This is a genomic window from Halorubrum aethiopicum (assembly GCF_001542905.1).
Lineage (GTDB): Archaea > Halobacteriota > Halobacteria > Halobacteriales > Haloferacaceae > Halorubrum > Halorubrum aethiopicum.
This window is the reverse complement of the sequence record NZ_LOAJ01000001.1, coordinates 1,381,563-1,402,163: the sequence shown is the minus strand read 5'-3', so window position 1 is coordinate 1,402,163 and position 20,601 is coordinate 1,381,563. Positions and strand designations below refer to the sequence as shown.

Sequence of the window (20,601 nt, the reverse complement as noted above, 5' to 3'; positions counted from 1 at the left end):
ACATGCGCCACGCGTGGGATACCCACGCGAATGCTGGGGTTGGAACACGACTTCCGGATCGTCGACACCCACGCGTCCCTCGACCCGGACGAGGCCTCCGTCGCCGCACACGGCCGGGACATCACGCCCGAGCGGCTCGAACGCGAGATGCACCAGGCGGGGATCGTCCGCGCGGTCGCGAGCCCCGGCCGCCGCGCCGCCGGACGGAGCTACCTCCGCGCCAACAACGCGGTCGCGCGGCTCGCCGTCGACCGTCCGTTCGTCGCGTTCGCCCGGCTCAACGGCCCCAGGGATCCCGGAAACGGGCCCGTCTCCGCCGTCCGCAACCTCAGGGCCGAGCGCGACGACCACCACGCCCGCCCCGACGACGTCGAGCAGTACTCCTACGACGACCGGTTCCACGGGTTCAAACTCGTCCCCCCGCACGACGGGCTGCCGAACGCGGACGTCCTCGAACGGCTGGAGGCGGCCGACCTCCCCGTCATCGTCCACGGCGGACGGGAGTTCCCGCCCGACGCGGTCGAGCGCGAGCTGCTCGGCTACGACTTCCCCGTGGTGCTCGCGAGCTTCGGCGGCTACCCGCTCGACACCGGGCTGATGAACCGGACGCTCGACCTCCTGGAGGAGCACGACCGCCTCTACGTCGACACGAGCGCCGTGCGCTACCGCGAGATCCTCGAACGCGGGGTGTTGGAACACCCCGACCGCGTCGTGTTCGGCTCCGGCGCGCCCCACGTCCACCCGAACGTCGGCGTGATGGAGGTGTTGACCCTCGACGTCTCCGAGGACCTGATGCGCCGCGTCTTCGCGAAGAACCCGGTCCGGCTCGTCCCCGCGCTCGCCGAGGGGGCGGACGTGTGAGCGGGAAGATGTGACGCGGCGCAGCACGACGTGACGCGCCGCCGGCCGAAGCGACGGCCACTTGTCGCGTCGCCGCCGACCCGACGAGCATGAGCGACGACCCCGTCGACGACCACCCAGCCGGCGACCCGCACGTCGAACGCGTCGAGGTCGTCCGCGCGCGCGGCCACGAGAACGTCACCGCCGAGCATGCGAGCACCTTCGAGTTCACGACCGACGACTGGCTCACGCCCGCGGGCGACTGTATCCTCGGCGTCGCGGCCGACCGAACCCCGCGGGACTTCTCCGCGGCCTTCCGGGAGGCGTGTCGGGACCCCGAGGCGACGATCACGGCGACGATCACGGTCGAGGCCGAGGACGGCGAGACACACACGGAGACGGTCGTCGGCCGGGGCGACCCCGGTCTCGCGCTCGTCGACGACCGGTCGATGGTCGGCCGGACGAGCGAGTACACCGACGACGAGCGGACGATCCTGGTCGACGCCGACGCGGCGGCCGCCGACCTCGACCGCGACCTCGTGGCCGCACTCGCCGACGGCGCGGACGTGGAGTTACGACTCGAGGTTCGGTGAAAGTCACGGATTGGGACGTTGCTCGCGGCGCGGAAACATGGACTCGCGGGGATTTGAACCCCGGGCCTTCCCCGTGCCAGGGGGATGATCTACCACTGATCTACGAGCCCTCGTACGCATCCACCAGTTCCCCGTTGCGTATATTAAGGCCTTCGACTCGGGGATCGGTCGGTGCGGATCGAACCGCGCCGGCGACGATTCAGATCCGATCGGAGTCGACGTACACGTCGAGTTCGACGTCCCGCGTCGAGCCCTCCAGGTCCCGCACCGCCCGCTCGACCACCCGTTCGGCCTCCGACCGGATGAGCGGGATCGCCTTCTTCAACACCCAGTCGAACGAGACGAGCCGCGGGAGGTCGAGCGCGTTCGGGCTCGCCGATCCCGGATCGAACTCGACCTCGAGGGCGACCTCACATCTCGGCTCGTCGCTCTCGCCGGTCTCCTCTGCGTCCCCCGTCGTCTCGCTCGCCTCGTCGTCCCCGAGCGGCGTCACCCGCCAACAGCCGCCCGCGTCGATGTCCTTCGTGATCTCCCAGTCGATCCGCTCGGGTGGTTCGACGCCGGTCACCTTCGAGCGCGCGGTGTAGGTGAGCTTCCACCACGCGAACGTGAGCGCGTAGCGGGTTCCGGGTCCGCCGTCGCCCGCGAGCATCCGGACCTCCCGGAGGTACTCGGAGTAGTGGGCGTAGCCTTGAAAGTCCAGCAGGAACTCGTACACCGTCTCCGGGTCGGCGTACACCTCGGTGCGCACGACGAGTTCGTCCACGCCGAAGGGTTCGCCCGGCGCGTATTAAGCAGTCCGCCCGGCGACTTCGAGGGCGGACGGGAGAAGGACGGAAGAGAGCACGACGAAGGAGGGTGAGTGGACGAGGGCTTCATTGATGTCCTTCGATAAAGGTGACCTGAACTGAAACGGCCGTCATGTTTCGAGTGCTAGTGGTACAGGTATTTCATCGGTGATCGAGGTAATAAAAAAGAGATCGTTGTTGGCGCGGTGAACTCTTTCAAAGCCCCAGCCGGCTCCGGTCGAGAGCCTCGCTGCGCTCCTCGCTCACTGCGTTCGCTCCTGCGGTCCTTGCGTCGGCCGTCTTCCCGGAGCCGGCTGCCCCTTTGAGTCCCGCCCAACCGCCCCGCAACTGCGCCTCACACCTCCCCAGCCTCGCGGCTCCTTTCAGTCGCCGCGTCCCTCGCGGGCTCCTCGCGAGCCGATGGCTCGCTCGGAGGCGCGCCACCGCTCGGGCGATCGCTCACTCCTTCACCTGAACGCAGTGCCGGTGTAGAGTATACGTTCGCGAAGTGTCACCGTTCCACGGAGAATACCTCGATTCGTGTTCGATTTTATATAATAGAGGAGACGAAATAATAACAAAGAGGTGAAATTTTAAATATGTTTATATACTTATGAAGCGTTGGAAGACTGTGAGTAAAGGTATCATGTTCCAAAACGATCTCTCGCGGCGAACCGTACTGCGGAGGGGTGCTATCCTCTCGACGACTCTCGGACTGGGCGTGATAACGATGACTGGTCAGACCGCGGCGATGAACAAAGCGGAACTGATCGAGGCGATGGCGAGCGAATCCGGACTGAGCAAGGCGGACGCGAAGCGGGCGCTCGACGCGTTTACCCACGCGACGACGAGAGCCTTGGAGAAGGGCGAAAGCGCCGTACTAGTCGGGTTCGGGTCGTTCAGTATCTCGAAGCGCTCCGCCCGGACCGGTCGAAATCCGAAGTCTCGAAACGGGTCCGTAAACGACTCGCCGGTGGCGTTCGACGCCTGCCCGGAGTTTGCGGCCGCGCTCGATCTCAACCCCGGCAAGGGTGACGAGGCCAGCGCCAAGTGCCGAGACGCCGACGTGGTGATCGACGCGGAGTACATCGCGAGTGAAGCGGGACGCAACTCGAGGTTATCGGAGGACGACGCGAAACGGGCGCTCGAGGCGTTCATCAACGCGACGACGAAGGCCCTGAAGAAAGGCGATCGGCTGTCGTTGGGTGGGAAGGAGGACGAGAACGAGGGGTTCGGGTCGTTCAGCATCTCGAAGCGCTCCGCCCGGACCGGACGAAACCCCCAGACCGGAAAAGAGATCCAGATCGCGGCGAAGAACGTGGTCAAGTTCAAGGCGGGCGCCGAACTCTCGAAGGCGGTCAACTGAGGGTTCCGACGGAGCCTGCCGGAGAGAAAACGACGGAGAGGACGGTCGCCGACTCAGTCGTCGCTCGAGACCTGTCCGGTCGCGTCGGCGGCGGCGTCGGGCGCGGCGTCGGCGGGCGCGGGCGGCTCCTCGCGCACGTCGGTGCCCGTCCCCTCGGCGATCACGTCGGCGTACGCGTCGGGGAAGACGCGAACGAAGTCCGAGAGCGTGGCCTCCCAGTCGTCGAGCAGCTCGGCGGCGCGGTCGCTGTCGGTGTACGCGCGGTGGTTCTCGACGAGCCGGCGGAGCATCCGTTCGTCGCTGGCGTCGAGGTCGGACGAGAGCGACACCATCCCGCGGTTGAGCCGCTCGTCGAGGCGGTCGTCGGGATCGTAGACGTAGGCGACGCCGCCGGACATGCCGGCCGCGAAGTTGCGGCCGGTGTCGCCGAGCACGGCGACGACGCCGCCGGTCATGTACTCACAGCCGTGGTCGCCGACGCCCTCGACGACCGCCTTGACGCCCGAGTTGCGGACGCCGAAGCGCTCGCCGACGACCCCGTTGACGTACGTCTCGCCCGCGGTCGCGCCGTACAGACCGACGTTGCCGGCGACGACGTTCTCGGCGGGGTCGTAGCCCGCGTCCTCCGGCGTCGAGATCACGATCCGCCCGCCGGAGAGCCCCTTGCCGACGTAGTCGTTGGCCGCGCCGGCCAGCTCCATCGTGATCCCCTGCGCGAGGAACGCGCCGAAGCTCTGGCCGGCGTGCCCGTCGAACCGACAGGTGACGGTGTCGTCCGGGAGCCCCTCGCCGCCGTGTGCGGAGACGACGCGGTTCGAGAGCGTCGCGCCGACCGCGCGGTCGACGTTGTCGATGTCGCGGGTGAGCGCGACCGGCGTCCCGTCCTCGATGGCGGGCGACGCCTCCTCGATCAGGTCCCAGTCGAGCAGCGACTCGATGCCGGCGTGGGTCTGTGCCCGCGTCTTGGTGCGGGAGTCGCCGGCGGGGTCGGCGATCACCGCCGAGAGGTCGAGGTGGCTCGCCTTCTCGTGGTCGGTCTCGCGCTGGGTCAACAGGTCCGGCCGGCCGACGAACTCCTCGAGCTCCGTGAAGCCGAGCTCGGCCATGAGTTCGCGCAGCTCCTGGGCGATGAACGTCATGTAGTTGATCACGTGATCGGGCTGGCCGGGGAAGCGCTGGCGGAGGTCCTCCCGTTGGGTGGCGACGCCGACCGGACACGTGTTCTCGTGACACTGGCGGGCCATCACGCAGCCGGAGGTGACGAGCGAGGCCGTGCCGAAGACGTACTCCTCCGCGCCGAGGGCGGCGGCGACGGCCACGTCGCGGCCGGTCTTGAGCCCGCCGTCGGCCGTCACGCGGATCCGGTCGCGCAGCCCGGTCGCGCGAAGCATCTGGTTCGCCTCCGCGAGCCCAAGTTCCCAGGGGAGTCCCGCGTTCTTGATCGACGTCTTCGGCGACGCGCCCGTCCCGCCGGAGTGGCCGGAGACGTGGACCACGTCGGCGTTCGCCTTCGCGACGCCCGCCGCGATGGTGCCGATCCCGGCCTCCGAGACGAGCTTCACGTTGACGTCGGCCGAGGGGTTCGCGGCCTTCAGATCGAAGATGAGCTGTTTGAGGTCCTCGATCGAGTAGATGTCGTGTTGCGGGGGCGGGGAGATGAGGCCGACGCCGGGCGTGGAACACCGGACGTGCGCGATCATCTCGTTGACCTTCTCGCCGGGGAGGTGGCCGCCCTCGCCGGGCTTCGACCCCTGAGCCATCTTGATCTGGAGCTCGTCGGCGCTCGCGAGGTACTCGGCGGTGACGCCGAAGCGGCCGGAGGCGACCTGTTTCACGTTACACTCCTTCTCGGTGTCGAACCGCTCGGGCGGCTCGCCGCCCTCGCCGGTGTTGGACTTCGCGCCCAGCCGGTTCATCGCGATCGCGTTGTTCTCGTGGGCCTCCGGCGAGAGGCTGCCGAGGCTCATCGCGGCCGTCGAGAAGCGCTCGACGATCGACTCGACGGGCTCGACCTCCTCGACCGGCACCGGGTCGCGGTCGGAGTCGAACTCCAAGAGTCCGCGCAGCGTCTGGAGCGTCTCCGACTGGTCGTTGACCAGCTCGGCGAACTCGCCGTACTGCTCGTAGTCGCCGCTGCGCACCGCCTGCTGGAGCGTCCCGACCGTCTGCGGGTTCCAGCCGTGGTGGACGCCCGACGAGCGGTTCTCGTACTCGCCGACCGTCTCGAGCTCCGGGTCGACCCCGAACGCCATCGCGTGGCGGGTCCGGAGGTCGTCCTCGATCTCCTCGAGCCCGATCCCCTCGGTGCGGATCTCGGTCCCCTCGAAGAACTCGCCGACGAGATCGGAGTCGAGCCCGACCGCCTCGAAGATCTGTGCGCCCTGGTAGGACTCGACCGTCGAGATCCCCATCTTCGCCATCGTCTTGAGGAGGCCGTCCTCCAACGCGCCGCGGTAGGCGGCGAGCGCGTCCGCCTCGTCCGCCCCGTCCGGGCCGGCGACCACGTCGGCGATGGATGCGTACGCGAGGTACGGGTCGACCGCGTCCGCCCCGTAGCCGACCAGCGTGGCGAGGTGGTGGACCTCGTGGGGCTCGCCGGACTCGACGACGAGCCCCGCGCGGTTCCGGAGCCCGTTGCGCACGAGCTGGTGGTGGACCGCGCCCGTGACGAGCAGGCTGGGCACGGCGAGCCGGTCCGGACCGATCGCCCGGTCCGAGAGCACGACCACGTCCGCGCCCGCCTCGATCGCGTCGGACGCCTCCCGGCGGATCCGGGTGACGGCGTCGGTGAGCGACGTGTCGCGGGCGTAGGTGGTGTCGACGGTCGCCGACGAGAACCCGGAGTCGCCGTCGAGCCCCTTCAGCGCGGCCGCCTCGGCGTTCGACAGGACGGGGGAGTCGGCGACGATCTGCCGGGCGTGTTCGGGCGTCTCCGCGAGCAGGTTGCGCTGGTTGCCGATCCGCGACTCGAGCGAGGTGACGAGCTCCTCGCGGATGTAGTCGATCGGCGGGTTCGACACCTGCGCGAACAGCTGTTTGAAGTAGGTGAAGAGCGGCCGGTCGACGTCGGCGAGCACCGACAGCGGGGTGTCATCGCCCATCGACCCGACGGGGTCCTTCCCCGCCTCGGCCATCGGCTCCACGAGGTGGTTCAGCGAGTCCGTGGTGTAGCCGAAGGCGGCCTGGTGGGCACGGACGGTGTGGTTCGTTTCGTCCGTCTCCTCCTCGTCGTCCGAGCTTCCGTCGAACCCGCCAGGCTCCGGGTCGGCCTCCGTCGTCGCCTCGGCGTCCTCGCCGACGAGGTCGTCGAGTCCCACCTGCCCGTCGTCGACCCACTCGCCGTACTTCTCGTCGGTGAGCTCGTCGAACACCTCGTCGTCGGGGACGATCCGCCCTTCCTCGGGGTCGGCGACGAAGATCTCGCCGGGCTGGAGCCGGCCGCGGCGCGTCACGTTCGCGGCGTCGGTGGGCAGCGCGCCGACCTCGCTGCCGACGACCAGCCGGTTGTCGGTCGTGACCTCGTAGCGGCAGGGCCGGAGCCCGTTGCGGTCGAGCACGCCCGCGACGCGGTCGCCGTCGAAGCCGATGACGAGGGCGGGGCCGTCCCACGGCTCGACGAGCGAGGCGTGGTAGTCGTAGAAGTCCGCACGCTCGTCGGCCATGAGGTCGTCGCCGCGGAACGCCTCGGGGACGAGCATCCGCAGGACGTGCGGCAGGTCGCGCCCGGTCTGGAGGAGCAGTTCGACCGCGTTGTCGAGGCTGGCGGTGTCGGACTGGTTCGGGTCGTCGATCACCGGCCGGATCGTCTCGAGCTCCGCGCCGAAGGCCGGGTGGTCCAGGTCGTTCTCGCGGGCGCGCATCCAGTTGACGTTCCCGCGGATCGTGTTGAACTCGCCGTTGTGGACCACGTTGCGGTACGGGTGCGCGAGGTGCCACGCGCCGAGCGTGTTCGTCGAGAAGCGGGCGTGGACCAACGCGACGTGGCTCGCGAACCGCTCGTCCTCGAGGTCGGGGTAGTAGTCGGCGAGCTGGGAGCCCTTGAGCAGCCCCTTGTACACGACGCGCTGGCGGTCGAACGAGCAGACGTAGAATCGCCCCGCGCCGTCGACGTCGCCCACGACGTTCTCGATCTCGCGGCGGGCGGCGTACAGCGCGCGGTCGAACCCGAGCAGTTCGGGGTCGGCGTCGGGATCGGCCGCGGGATCCGTGAACCGCTCGGCGAGGCCGGCCCCCTCGACCGGGGCGACGAACAGCTGGGCGACGTGCGGCTCCGAGTCGAGCGCGGTCTCGCCGAGGTCGCCGTTGTCGGTCGGGACGTCCCGCCAGGCGAGCACCTCGAGCCCGTAGACGGAGAGCACCTCGGCGATGACGTCGTGGATCTCGGCTTGAACGCCGGGCTCCGGCGGCATGAAGACGGAGCCGACGGCGTACTCCTCGGGGAGGTCGGCGTCGACGACCGCCTCGAAGAACTCGTCGGGGCGCGCGACCATGATCCCGGCCCCGTCGCCCGTGTTCTCCTCCGCGCCCGTGGTCCCCCGATGCTCGAGGTTCTCCAGGAGTCGAACGGCGTCGCGTACGGTGTCGTGAGCGGGCGCGCCGTCGAGGTCGATGACGCCGCCGATCCCGCAGTTCGAGCGGTCGTCCGTCGGGGAGGCGAGCCCCGCGTCGCGGTCGTCCCGAGTCGTCCCCGGCTCGGGGATGGTACTACGTGACTTGGTCATACACCTCCTCGCGGATCATAGGTTAAAGGAATAACCCTGATATGGGTACGATCCATCGTACACACATTAGGGAATATAAGGTAATTATCTATAAGGGATTGGTACGGTTTACCACGATCGTCGTCCGGTCAGAAACGACGCCGATAACCACGGTAGAGTAGACGGTTGACCAGACGTATACCGGAGAACCCAGATCTATCGACGAGATGTTCGATCGTTCGTCAACTACTCCTCGAACGGCGCGTACGTTCCGTTGATGTCCCAGTCGTGGATACAGTAGACGTCGCCGGGTTCCTCGTCGATCCGCCATCCCTCCACGTCGGCGTTCCAGCGCTCGACGCGGCCGCACAGTTCGCAGGTCCGTTCGGTCGGGGGAGAGATGGTGACGCTCATGTCGGGAGAGAGGCGTCGCGTCAGCAAAAGGATACCGCCGAGCCGGCGGCATCGGCCCGGCCGTCCCATCCCGCCGTCGGCCCATTGCCCGATCGGCCGGCCCCGGATCGGTCCCTCTTCTGGTCCCTCTATCGCTCTCGACGACGACGGGCGAGCAGGATCGCGGCCACGAGCGCGAACAGCGCGGCGTCGACGCCGAAGCCCGGAACGTCGTAGGCGGTCGAGCGCAGCGGAGCCTCCTCGAAGGTGGGCGGCCGCGCGGGTCGGTCGCCGTCCGGCGCGGAGGAACCGGCGGCGTCGCCCCCCTCGATCGCCGGCGCGTCGGTGGGCGCGCCGTCGTGACCGCTCGCCTCCGCGGACGGACCGAGGGACGACGCCCGCTCGATCGCGGGGAAGCGGGAGACGTACTCCGCCTCCTCGGGAGCGTTCGGGTCGGCCACCGGTCGGGGACCGAGCTCCCGCCGATCGCGGAGCGCGCGCTCCTCGGCGGCGCGGATCGCGGTCGCTCGGGAGGGATCGAGCCGCCGAGTTCCCACACCATCGTCCGCGGGATTCGGCCGAGATTCCGGACCGTCGACGGCGTCCTCGACGCCGGACGCACGCCCACCGGGATCGGAAGGACCCGACTCGCCTCCGCCGGCGCTCTCTTTCGCCGGTTCTCCACCGGAATCGGACCGGTCCCCGTCGTCGCTGCCAGCGTTTCCGCCGCCACCGTTGCTGCTTCCACTCCCGCCACCGCCGCCAGTGCCACCTCCACCGCCGCCAGTGCCACCTCCACCACCGCCACTTCCGTCGCTACCTCCACCACCGCTGCTACTTCCGTCATCGCCGGTTCCGCCACCTCCTCCGCCATCGTCGGCGTCCGTACCACCCGTCCCCCCGGAGTCGACCGATTCGGAGCCATCGGGGTCGAGCGCGTCGCCGTCGGCGTCGGAATCCGTGTCCGCAATGCTCTCCTCATTCGTGACCGTCCCGTCGTCCACCGTCTCCCCGTCGGTCGGGTCGGTCCCCGCAGTCGGGGTGTCACCCGTGTCGTCCGTCTCCTCGCCGGGGTCGGTGGTTCCGGTCGTCTCGCCGGTATCACCAGTTCCGCCGTCGGCGCTCACGTCGTCGCCGCTGCCGTCCGTGCCGTCGAGCGACTCGGTCCCCTCGGTCGTCGATTCGGAGCCGGATCCGTCGGGATCTGTAGAACCGTCGGAGTCGGTGGACCCCTCGGAGCCGTCAGTTCCCCTGCCGTCGTCGGTTTTCCCGGAGCTACCGGTCCCGCCGTCGTCGACCTCGCCGTCGGTCGTGTCGCCGGGTTCGGCCGCGTTCCGGGCGTACGTGAACGCGACGGAATGGGCGTGGGACGCGTTCGGTCCGGCGGCCGCGCGGAGGCGGTCGTCGACCACGTCGAACGTCGCCGCGAGGTCCGTCTCGCCGGTCGCCGCGACGGTCCCACCGAGCGTCTCGCTGGCGTTGGCCACGAGGAACAGCCCCGTCTCGTGGGGAAGGACCGTCGTGCCGTTCGCGAGCGTCGCGTTCGATCCTGGATCCGTCGCGTTCGAGACAGCGAACTCGAGCCCGGCGAGTCGATCGAGGTCGGACCCCGTCGCGAGGGTCGGCGCGCGAACCGAGGTGTAGCCGGCGAGTCCGGTGGCGTCGACCGCGTAGACGACCGTATCACCGTCGGTGACCGTCTCCGCGGGCGCGAGCGTCTCGTTCGAGATCGCATCCGTCACAGCCTCGGCCGTGGGAAGATCGTCGGTGGCGCTCTCCGCGGCCGAATACATCGAGAGACCGTTCGTCGATCGATTTCGCAGCGTCGTGGTCGCGGTGTCGCTCGGCCCGTTCGGAGCCGCAGTCGCCGTGATCTCGTACTCGCCCGGCGGGATCGCTCCGTCGACCGCGGTTGTCGTGGCCGACTCGATCGTTCCCGGTCCGTCGATCGTGAAGAGGTCGGCGGCGAGGTCGGGATCGCCCGCCGCGTACGTGTTGAACCGGAGCGAGGTCGATTCCTCACGGGGCGTCGTAACGCTCGCGGTGGCTACCGGTGTGTCCGAGTTCGATTTCGTGATTGAGAGGTTGGTTGTGTCGGCATCTGCTACTAACTTGAATTCAACTTTGTTTCCGAGAGTAGTTAAGTTAGGAACATTAGACAGACTAGAATATTGATCATGACTACTAATTACCCTGAAATACGAATTCTCATCAAATCCACCGCCGCTGAGAGAGTAATTACCAGTTTGAAATTGAGAAGTGTTGAAATATACAAGGTTAGAACTATCATTCGTTGATTCTATTCCTTGAAGGATTGATGTCGAATTATCCGATTCACGATATAATTCAATTCGACTCGGTTCACCACTAGGTTCTTCAAAAGCAACGAGGCCGCCAGCGTAGATTGTTTCATTTAAATATTCCGTATGAGTGAACGATTGTTCAGCAGTAGAGGTTTCTTCTTCGGATTTGTTGATAGATATTAAACCACTGTCCGAGATCCCATTCCGTACGAATTGTCGGTTAAAATCCGAATTCTGTAATATGGGATAAGATCCAAGGGAGACGGGATCCCCAACTTCTGACCCATCATCAATAAGACGCATAGTGGCAGCATATTTGTTACTTTGTGATAGCTGGATCTGCTCACCGTTTTTATTTTGCAAATCAATTACAATATCCTCTTGAAATCCTGTGAGTATTTGTGATGAACCAATATATTCGTCAGCTACAATAGATCCATTATTTAATATTGGATGAAGTGTAATAATATATGGAGTAGTACCACCGTTTTCATCGTCTAATAAGCTGTCTGAGATTGTGATGTTATTTGTTAATGCTGTATCAACCGAAATGTCTCTAAAATTTACTGAGCCGTACAACGACTTACTTACGTGCTCATCTATAGAATATTTTGAAGTTGCTTCCGGCAGTTCATCCCCAGCGTCGTAGTCATCACTGCTCAATCGACTTTCTGGTACGAGATAGATGGTATGTGGTCCTGGAAATCCGTTTGATTCAAGATATTTAATTGATATCCTATTATTTCCATTAAGCGCGTCCCGTGAAACGGATTTGATCCCTGCGATACGAGTGAATTTCCCGTCAAATGTAACCACAAGTGTACTGTTCACATTTGCTTCCACATCCTCAACCGTAGCAGAAAGGGTAGTAAATCCACTTTCGTCAGGAGATCCAGTCGCTTGATCTCTGAATCGGAACGATCCTCCCGCGATAGTGAATTCCCTAGAAACTATAGAATTGCTTGTATGTGTGAATGAATTATCTAATGAGTGAGTACTGTCACTACTAACTTCAAAACGATATTGAACATCGGAACGTGGATCAGCAGAATCTGTAACAAGACCACCGATCAATATACGGTCGATATAAACGGGATCCCCCTTACCGGAATATTCGATGGTCAGACGAAGACTATTATTACCGTCTTCAGAGACGTACTGCTCTTGACTAAGAAAAGTTCCATTCTGTATAGTTGTGTTTTCGATATATGCCGAGGAAGTGTTTACATCATATGTTGATATGTTGGAGAGATCGATATCTAAGTTAATTTTCTCATTTTCAGAAGGAGTATTATTTAGATCAATCTGTAAATCATGAATAGTATGCGTAGTATCTCCGGGAACAAGATCCGTCGGGGATCCTGTCTGGTTTATATATACATCACCAGTCGTTTCAGCATCCACCACAGAGGCACCTAGCCCGATCCCAGCCAGAGTGGCGACGATAGTTAGGGCGGCAGCGATCGCGACGAACCGAGGCGAGTTCTCACGTGTCATGTATGTCCCCACGAGCGCCGGGGCTGTCGCTAGCGCGGATGTTCACGCGTCGATATCGCCGACGCTCAACGCCCGCGCGACCGACAGCGGGTCACGCGCTGCGGGATACTCGTACTCAACCCGCTCCACCATTTATCGGTTACGACACTGAACGTTTCCGATCCGATAAATTTCCGGGAGGGAGACGCCACGGCCGTCGTCCACGGGATCGAATGACAGCGTTCGCGCAGTACCCGTTCGATCCGCCGACGGACCGGCCACGGGCGGATCTCGGCGTCCATTCACACGACGAGGGAGACGACGCCCCCGCCGACGATGGCGAGGGCACCGAGTCCGAAGCAGACGGCCCAGAACGGGACCCGCTCGACGACCCGCATCAGCGCGTCGATGGTGGCGTAGCCGACGACCGCGCTGACCCCGAGCGCGACGGCGGCCGGGGTCGGGTCGATTCCAGGGAGGCCCCCGGCGTCGAGGAGCGTCAGGACCGCCGCGCCGAGGCTCGCGGGGATCGAGAGCAGGAACGACAGCCGAAACGCCGACGGCGGGTCGTAGCTCCGAAACAACAGCGTGCTCGCCGTCATCCCCGATCGGGAGATGCCCGGCAGGATCGCGAGACCCTGGGCGGCCCCGACGAGCAGCGAGTCGACGAGCGTCGGGTCGCGCCGTCCGCCCATCGACACCGACTCGGAGACGTACGTCAGGACGCCGGTCACCAGGAGCAGGACGCCGATAGCGGCGATGAACACGCCGCCGGTGAGCCGACTCGCCAGGTCCACGGCGAAGACGTACAGCGGGATCCCGACGAGCCCGGTCATCGCGCTGGCGAGGACGAGATACGAGACGAGCGCGCTGTCGCCCTCGTACGCGGTGGCGGGCCGCCAGCCGGGTGCCGCGCGCAGCGCGGTCAGGATCTCCCCGCGGTAGTACGTCGCCGCCGAGAGCGTCGTTCCCACCTGTAAGAAGAGCGCGAGCTGGAGGGCGGCCTCCGGTTCGGTGCCGACGAACGTGAGGAACAGCGCGAGATTCCCCTGACTCGAGACCGGCAGCCACTCGACGACGCCCTGGACGATCCCGGCGAGGACCGCGACGAGGAGGTCCGTGTCCGTCACGACTCATACTCGCACGATACGGATACTTAAGAGACGCCGATCGGGTCGGAGGCGCGGTTGCCACCAATACGGGGAGTGTGGCAGGTCCGGCGACTACGAGAACGGCAGTCGAATCGGATCGAGATGATCAGGATCGGTCCTCGTCCGATGTCGATTCCGACCTCGTCTCGTCCGAGGAGGTTTCCGAGTCGTCGGAGAACAGCGTCGGCTCCGCATCACTTGATTGGTCGGCAGACTCGTCGGGGAACAGCTCCGATGCCACGTCGTTCTCCGGGGTGTCGCGTTCCCGTGAAGTACCGAGGTCGTCAGCATCGGCGAATTCGGCGGAATCGACGGAGTCATCCGACTCGATCGACTCGTCGGTCTCGTCCGGAGGGGCTGGCGGCTCGAGCGCGCGGATGAGGAATTCGACGACGCGCGTGTCGCGGAGTTCCTCCCAGCTCCGTCGGTCACGCAGCCCCACGACACCGACCACGGAGACGACGAGCGCGCCCACCAGAAGCGTCGTCGAGACGGCGTCGCCGGCGACCGCAACGAGGAAGACGGCTAGACCCATGAGCAGGGTGAGGCCGCCGGCAACGCGCAGCGGCGTGTCACGAGTCCGGTTCATCGCGGCGCCGGCCGCGCCGACGAAGATCGACCCCTCCATGGCGTCGATGAGGAAGCCGATGATCCAGTCGAGGATCCGGAGGAACGGGCCGACCGTCCACGTCTCGCGGAGGTCGATCACGATCACCTCCGGGTCAGGCTCGGCCGTGAGCCACCGATACAGCCACGAGGCGCGGACCGCATTCGCGACGCGTTTGCCTGCCGCTCGGGTTTGGCCAAGGACGACCGACCCGGATCCCACCCGCGAGAGCAGTCCGTCGCCGGAGTCAGCGGTGGTTCGGGCGACGTCCCGATCGGCGTCACGAGTCGTCATCGAGTAAACCGATCGAGCGAAGCGTCAAACCGGTTGTGATCGGTGAGTGATCAAAACAGGCCAAGATCGATAGAATGGAACCGAACAGGTGCGAGAAGTCGGCTAGCCGCTGACGTTGACGACGGTCGCGCGGACGGTGACAGTGCCCAGATCGAGCGTCACGGTCCGTCCCTGCCGGAGGGGGTCGCCCTTGAATCGCGGGCCGGAGACGGTCTCGCGTACCTGGAGTTCGGTCGTGAGCGTCACCTCGCGGTCGATCGGGTGATCGACCACGTTCACCGTCCCGTTGTCGCCGGTGGCGATGATGAGCGAGGGACGGGTGTCGACCTCAATCACGCGTGCGACGGTGTCGCCGCCCGCCTCCTCGGCCATCCCCGGATCGATCGCGTCGGCCATGTCGTCACGGACGTCGTCCATCCGGAGAGTGACCATCCGGGTGGAGGCCGAGCCGAGCTGGAGCTGTCCGCCGACGCGCTCGATCTGCCCGTTGATCGTGTAATCCGCGGTCGACAGCCGGATGGTCTGCCCGCGGCGCACGGGACTGCCGCCGAAGCGCCGGTCCCCGCCCTGCCGGTGCGTCCGAAGGGTCGCGGCGACGAACACCCGGCGCTGGTCGGGGTCGTTGGTCGCGAACTGCGTCACGTTCTCGATCGTCGCGACGGTTCGGCCCGCGAGCCGGACCTCGTCGCCGGGAGCGATCTCCTCGGCGGTGGCGGTCGCGAGCGTGTCCCGGACGACGACCGTGGCGTCCTCGCGGGTGAGCGCGTCGCCGTCGCCCACCGCGCGGATCCGTCCGTTCAACTCGTACCGTGAGGTCGCGAGCGTGAGGCTTCGACCGAGCCGGAGCGGGGCACCCCCGTAGGCGATCGAATCGTCGCTTTGGAGTTCGCCTTCGAGTTCAACGCGAAGGGTGACGCCGATGTCGCTCCCGCGCGGCGTGAGGTGGACGTCCGTGACGGTCATCGTGGAGACGTCGTTCGGGCTGTAGGTGTCGCCCTCGTTTATCGCGTCGACGATGTACGCGGGTTGTGACCCCATATCGACGGTCGCGTACGTGGAGTCGAGGTCGGGTTCGGGTGCGGGGTCGTCGGAGAACACGAGCGCGACGCCGGCGACGCCGACCGCGAGGACCAACAGCACGACGAGCGCGTCGACGACGTTGACGACCCCGAACAGGTCGCCGTCCTCGTCGATCAGTTCCATGAGGGACCACCCGTGAATCGCATTATCCCGTGGGTGTCGGGCGGGAAGTAAAACGGTTCCCCTTTGGAAGGCTCGACGGACGGTGGCTCACTCGAGTTCAGGAGACCGGGAGCCTCCCCGCGGAACCGCGCGAGTTTTGTGTCGGCCGTCGGAACGGCGCGTATGCGAATCCTCGTGACGGGAGGGGCCGGATTCATCGGCGGCCACCTCGCCGAGTCGTTCCTCGAAGACGGCCACGACGTGACGGTCCTCGACAACTTCGAACCCTTCTACGCGGAGGGGATCAAACGCCATACCCTCGATGTCCACCGAGAGGTGGCTGATAGAGGGAATTCGGCATATCGGTTCGTCGAGGGCGACGTACGGGATCCGGAGACGGTCCGGGCGGTCGTCGCCGACGCGGACGTGGTGGTCCACCAGGCCGCGCAGGCGGGCGTGCGAGAGAGCGTGGCGAACCCGCGGAAGGTGACCGACATCAACGTGAGCGGGACGGTGAACCTGCTGGAGGCGTCGAAGGAGATGGACGTGAAGAGAGTGATCCTCGCGAGCTCCTCGTCGGTGTACGGCAAGCCGCGTTCGCTCCCCTACGAGGAGGACCATCCGACCGAGCCCGTGAGTCCCTACGGCGTGACGAAGCTCACCCAGGAACACATGGCGCGGGTGTACACCGAGCTCCACGACCTGTCTACCGTCTGTCTCCGATATTTCACGGTGTACGGGCCGCGGATGCGACCGAACATGGCGATCTCGAACTTCGTCTCGCGGTGTCTGAACGGGGAGCCGCCGGTGATCTACGGGGACGGACAGCAGACGCGTGACTTCACCTACGTGGCGGACGTGGTGGACGCGAATCGGACGCTCCTGGAGTCGGATGCGGCCGACGGCGACGTCTTGAACGTCGGGAGTTCGGACAACATCTCGATACAGGAGTTGGCCGAGACGGTGCGGGATCAGTTGGCGCCCGAGCTGGAGATCGTCTACGAGTCCGCGCGCGAGGCCGACGCCGAGCACACCCACGCCTCCGTAGAGAAGGCCGGAGAGCTGATCGGGTACGAGCCCTCGCGAACGATCGCGGAGGGCGTCGGCGAGTTCATCGAGTGGTATCAGGCGAACCGAGAGTGGTACGAGCCGTTGGTGCGGGAGTCGTAGCCAGGGACGCTTTTCGGAGGTCGATTCGATCGAGAGACGGAGGGATGAACGGATCAGAAGAGCGTCCGCCGGCCGACGGATTCACGTGGGTCGTGGCCGGTGTCGAGATATGGACGCCGTGATACCCGCCGCGGGTCGGGGGAGCCGACTCGGCGAGCTCACCGACGACCGGCCGAAGGGGCTCGTCGAGGTAGCGGGGCGGCCCCTGCTCGCGCACGTCCTCGAGACGTCGGTCGAGGCGGGAGCCGACGAGCTGGTCGTGATCGTGGGATACGAGGCGGGACGGATCGTCGACCGGTTCGGCGACGCCTTCGAGGGCGTTCCGATCACGTACGTCCACCAGCGCGAGCGGAAGGGGTTGGGTCACGCCGTGTTACAGGCCGAGCCGCACGTCGACGGGACGTTCCTACTCGTGAACGGCGACAACGTCTTCGCGGAAAGCGTGGAGCCGGCGGTCGCGGCTGTGGAAGGGGCCGACGCCGTCCTCGCGGTCGAGGAGACGTCGCCCGCGGTCGCGAGGACGACCGGCGTGATCGAGACGGACGAGGCGGGCCGGGTGAAAGGGATCGTCGAGAAGCCGGACGACCCGTCGTCGACGCTGGTCACGACCGGGTGTTACGTCCTGCCCGAGGACGTCTTTCACGCCTGCGCGCTGTGCCGGCCGTCGGCCGAGGGCGAGTACCAGCTGAGCGAAGCTGTGGGGCTGTTGGTGCGGGCGGGGTATGACGTGGCGACGGTGCGTTTGGGTGAGCGCGTGAACGTGAACGCGCCCGCGGACGTGGAGCGGGCGGCCGATCTGGTCGAGCGACAATAGGGTCATGGACGTACGCTCCCTCTCATCGAGGCTGCGGTCGCGATGGTGAGGGGCGCGGTCCGGGCAAACTCGGTCGACGAGCGTCCGGATGCGGGTCGCGAGCGCGGGACGAGACCGACAGAGCAGGACCGAACAAGGACCCTACCAGTCCTTTTGGTGTATGGCAGGCCGTGCTCGCTGGTCTACGAAGAGGACGGTCTGACGGAACCCGTGATATCAAAGGCGAAAAGAAGTTGACGTGGGATTCTTGATTTGGTCGTACAATAGGAATAAAACACGATGAATCAAGCAACAAACCGTATCATAGATTCTGTATACTCTCTAATCGGGTCTGGTAATCTCTGCGTGATTAGTTCAGTTTCTTTCGGAGAGATTACAGAGAGTCTCAGAGTCAAGGTGGCATATACAACAAATCCGATCGGCGGGACCACGATGAGGGAAGCAATAGACGAGTCGATCGCTGATGAGAGTCCGAAGATGACACCAGCAGCGAGGAGGGCAACGATTGCGATCCTCGTAAGACGGAGATCATCGATCGGATCAAACCCGACTCGCCGGGCGGCGAGCACGTGAAGTATCAACATCGATCCGTAACCGATGCTTGTGGCGACAGCTGCTCCGCGAGTTCCGTACGTTGGTATCAGTAGCGCGTTCAGACAGAGATTAATAAGCGAAGCTGTACCGGTTGCGAGAATTAGTACACGAAGTTGACCCTTCCCCTGTCCAATGGCGAAGATCGGGCGAGCGAGCGCGAAGCCGAGAACGCCCGGGAGTAACAAGAGAAGGGGCAACACGGCCGCGTCAAAGCCGGACCCGAAATATAGTGGTACGAAATCCTGTACAAGCGCTGCTAAACCGATCGCGAACAAAAGAACAAGTGAGAGATTGTAGCGCGTGGTCCGGGACGCCAACGTCGTGATTCGATCCGTGCGATCGTTCGCCCAGAGTTCCGAAGACGAATGGAGAAGTACCATCTGAAGCGCGTTCGGCACGAACCAGAGGAACTCAGCAACCACGAGAGCGGCCTTGTAGTATCCAGTCGCTTGATCGCCAGTCAACACTCTGAGGAACAGGATATCGACGTGATACAGCGAAGCCGTCAAGAGGATCAGGACAATGCTGAGACTATTAAAAGAAAGTAGTTCTTTTTTCGGGAATTCGTCCGGAATACGGGAGATAACGGATCGAAAATCGAGGTGTTGAAACAAGATAACGTACGCAAGAACCGAAACAACTAGGGTAGAAATAATTTCTCCAATGAGAACACCAACAAGTCCGTAACCAATGTATACGAGTGAAAGCCCGATAACGCCAAAAAGAACTTTTTTTAGGATACTCAGTGGTTCACTACGATCCTCAAATCCAAGTCCCATTAATCCCCCACGAGCGACAGAATTCGCCTGACGACTAACTACCAGAATACCAAGAAGATAAAAATAAATATCGAAATTATCTCCGAAGAAACGATCAGATAGACCCAACCATGAAAACGCAAAATAAGCCAACGCTGCGGAGACAGCTAATACAAAAGCGATTCGAAGGTAAAATCCGAAGACGTGTTCGATCCAATTTGACTCTACTCGATCCTCAGCCATATACTTCCGAATTCCGTCAAAGATTCCAGCATTAGCAAGAGTCATTGTAATACCTAAAACCGAGAAAAGAAATGCATAATTTCCGTATTGTGAGCTACCAAGTAATCGAACGAGAACTGGTGCAATTAGGAACCCAAGAAACAAGTTAACCACTTTCGATCCGAAAATCGAAATGAATCCTCGAGTAATATTACTCATGAGTCTATCAATAACACTGTGACGAGGGAGCTATACTGTCACATGGATTAAGTTCATGTGTGACTATCAGTTTCATAATTATGTGTAGATTAGTATCATTAGCAACTCACTTCGATGCTCGTAAAAATATCTCGCTTCCACGCTGGGAGATCTCTGTCACTTCGAAGCCAGCGTCCGTGAGGAGGGTTTCAACTTCAGATCTCTCCGCGCCGAAATCCCTGATCTTCTCCGTGTGTACTTCGACGTACATCAGACGACAGCTCTCGTAAAGAGTTTCCCGAAGTCCTCGAAGCACGGAGAGTTCAGCACCCTCAACGTCAATCTTCGCCACAGTCGGTTTCGGCAGTCCGCGTTCTTCGATTATTGAGTCGCCTCTAGCAGTTTCAACTTCGAGAGTCTGTTTGTCGTCGCCAGTCGCAATAGCGTGTTCACCTGTACCAGCCTCGTCACCGGTGAGAGCGAGGTCGACGATGCCGTCGGTGTCAGACAGCGCGATCTGAATGATTTCAGCGTCGAGATTATTCAGTTCGAGGTTTTCCCGTAGACGATCCGCGTTTTCCGGTTCGGGCTCAAACGCGACCACTTTGCCAGGGCCGAGCTTGGCGGCAGCGAAGCAAGTGTAGGTTCCGACGTTCGCACCGACGTCATAAAAAATGTCGTTCGAATCAAGCGAAGTCAGTAGATCTTCGACAATAGAACGTTCGCCAACGAGGTCACGGAAACGAGTAAACTCAGTAAATGTTTTAGTGTGGAAATCTACTGAATGAGTAGTGATCTCGTGTGTTTGGGTGTCCTCAAGAGTGTACACGAGTCGCCAGTATGGCTTAGAGAGGAGTTTATTGAGACCCGTTTTCCGGACGATCTGACGGACTTTCCCAGAGTAGAAACGAGACCGAATATCGCGCAGTTGTTTTCCAAAATTTGGAGTCATGGACATGCCGTTATTTGTGAAAACAAATGAAACTTGAAGAAATCGTCGGTTACGGTTGAGATCATTGTTCAGATAATTCGTATCAATACGAACCCCTCAGTGGTAGCAGTTAATTTCGCGGAAATGTAACTATTTCTATAATATGTGTCGATCAGGTTGGTTAAATGATACAAAATCAAAATACTTCCGTGGATTGTGGC

Annotated in this window: 15 protein-coding genes and 1 tRNA gene; 6 read left to right on the top strand and 10 right to left on the bottom strand. The window is 63.3% G+C overall.

Annotated features, from left to right (window positions below; genetic code table 11):
* Positions 1-30 precede the first annotated feature (30 nt).
* Complete coding sequence (locus AXA68_RS06715) at positions 31-861, top strand: amidohydrolase family protein (protein ID WP_066414434.1); 831 nt, start codon at positions 31-33, stop codon at positions 859-861.
* Positions 862-950: 89 nt separating this feature from the next.
* Positions 951-1,433, top strand: a complete 483-nt coding sequence (locus AXA68_RS06710; protein WP_066414431.1) for a DUF371 domain-containing protein — start codon at positions 951-953, stop codon at positions 1,431-1,433.
* Between the two features lie 38 nt (positions 1,434-1,471).
* Here AXA68_RS06710 and AXA68_RS06705 read toward each other — a convergent pair.
* Together AXA68_RS06705 and AXA68_RS06700 are read right to left on the bottom strand one after the other, a co-directional pair.
* Positions 1,472-1,543: transfer RNA gene (locus tag AXA68_RS06705), tRNA-Ala, on the bottom strand.
* 89 nt (positions 1,544-1,632) lie between these two features.
* Positions 1,633-2,199, bottom strand: coding sequence for an SRPBCC family protein (locus tag AXA68_RS06700; RefSeq protein ID WP_066414428.1), 567 nt, complete (start codon positions 2,197-2,199; stop codon positions 1,633-1,635).
* A gap of 752 nt (positions 2,200-2,951) precedes the next feature.
* Between AXA68_RS06700 and AXA68_RS17575 the strand changes: the two genes are divergently transcribed.
* Positions 2,952-3,587, top strand: coding sequence for an HU family DNA-binding protein (locus tag AXA68_RS17575; protein WP_232745059.1), 636 nt, complete (start codon positions 2,952-2,954; stop codon positions 3,585-3,587).
* 53 nt (positions 3,588-3,640) lie between these two features.
* Here the strand turns inward: AXA68_RS17575 and gltB are convergent, their stop codons facing one another.
* From gltB to AXA68_RS17450, 3 genes are all read right to left on the bottom strand, one after another.
* Positions 3,641-8,308 (bottom strand): glutamate synthase large subunit, encoded by a 4,668-nt coding sequence (gene gltB, locus AXA68_RS06685; protein ID WP_066414425.1) that lies wholly within the window; start codon positions 8,306-8,308, stop codon positions 3,641-3,643.
* A gap of 225 nt (positions 8,309-8,533) precedes the next feature.
* Positions 8,534-8,701 carry an HEWD family protein gene (locus AXA68_RS17055; protein ID WP_198530029.1) on the bottom strand — a complete coding sequence of 56 codons (168 nt, stop codon included), beginning with the start codon at positions 8,699-8,701 and terminating at the stop codon, positions 8,534-8,536.
* Between the two features lie 128 nt (positions 8,702-8,829).
* Positions 8,830-10,422: a PGF-CTERM sorting domain-containing protein gene (locus tag AXA68_RS17450; RefSeq protein ID WP_157884790.1), complete on the bottom strand. Its 1,593-nt coding sequence runs from the start codon at positions 10,420-10,422 to the stop codon at positions 8,830-8,832.
* Positions 10,423-10,447: 25 nt separating this feature from the next.
* Here AXA68_RS17450 and AXA68_RS16655 point away from each other — a divergent pair, with 25 nt between their 5' ends.
* On the top strand, positions 10,448-10,855 hold the full coding sequence (locus AXA68_RS16655) for a hypothetical protein (protein ID WP_157884789.1): 408 nt from the start codon (positions 10,448-10,450) through the stop codon (positions 10,853-10,855).
* Positions 10,856-12,761: 1,906 nt separating this feature from the next.
* On the opposite strand, the gene AXA68_RS06675 is transcribed toward AXA68_RS16655, so the two are convergent.
* The 3 genes from AXA68_RS06675 to AXA68_RS06665 all read right to left on the bottom strand — a co-directional run bounded on the left by AXA68_RS06675 (position 12,762) and on the right by AXA68_RS06665 (position 15,714).
* A complete protein-coding gene (locus tag AXA68_RS06675; protein ID WP_066414419.1) occupies positions 12,762-13,589 on the bottom strand; it encodes an undecaprenyl-diphosphate phosphatase in 828 nt (275 codons plus the stop codon).
* Positions 13,590-13,716: 127 nt separating this feature from the next.
* Positions 13,717-14,511, bottom strand: a complete 795-nt coding sequence (locus AXA68_RS06670; protein ID WP_066414416.1) for a hypothetical protein — start codon at positions 14,509-14,511, stop codon at positions 13,717-13,719.
* Between the two features lie 102 nt (positions 14,512-14,613).
* A complete protein-coding gene (locus AXA68_RS06665; protein ID WP_066414413.1) occupies positions 14,614-15,714 on the bottom strand; it encodes a DUF4330 family protein in 1,101 nt (366 codons plus the stop codon).
* A 162-nt stretch (positions 15,715-15,876) separates the two neighbouring features.
* Here AXA68_RS06665 and AXA68_RS06660 point away from each other — a divergent pair, with 162 nt between their 5' ends.
* A complete protein-coding gene (locus tag AXA68_RS06660; RefSeq protein WP_066414411.1) occupies positions 15,877-16,863 on the top strand; it encodes an NAD-dependent epimerase/dehydratase family protein in 987 nt (328 codons plus the stop codon).
* Positions 16,864-16,972: 109 nt separating this feature from the next.
* Positions 16,973-17,677, top strand: a complete 705-nt coding sequence (locus AXA68_RS06655) for a sugar phosphate nucleotidyltransferase (protein WP_066414402.1) — start codon at positions 16,973-16,975, stop codon at positions 17,675-17,677.
* A 284-nt stretch (positions 17,678-17,961) separates the two neighbouring features.
* Here the strand turns inward: AXA68_RS06655 and AXA68_RS06650 are convergent, their stop codons facing one another.
* Together AXA68_RS06650 and AXA68_RS15885 are read right to left on the bottom strand one after the other, a co-directional pair.
* Positions 17,962-19,470 carry an oligosaccharide flippase family protein gene (locus AXA68_RS06650; protein ID WP_066414399.1) on the bottom strand — a complete coding sequence of 503 codons (1,509 nt, stop codon included), beginning with the start codon at positions 19,468-19,470 and terminating at the stop codon, positions 17,962-17,964.
* Positions 19,471-19,576: 106 nt separating this feature from the next.
* Positions 19,577-20,278, bottom strand: a complete 702-nt coding sequence (locus AXA68_RS15885; RefSeq protein WP_198530028.1) for an FkbM family methyltransferase — start codon at positions 20,276-20,278, stop codon at positions 19,577-19,579.
* Positions 20,279-20,601: the final 323 nt, after the last annotated feature.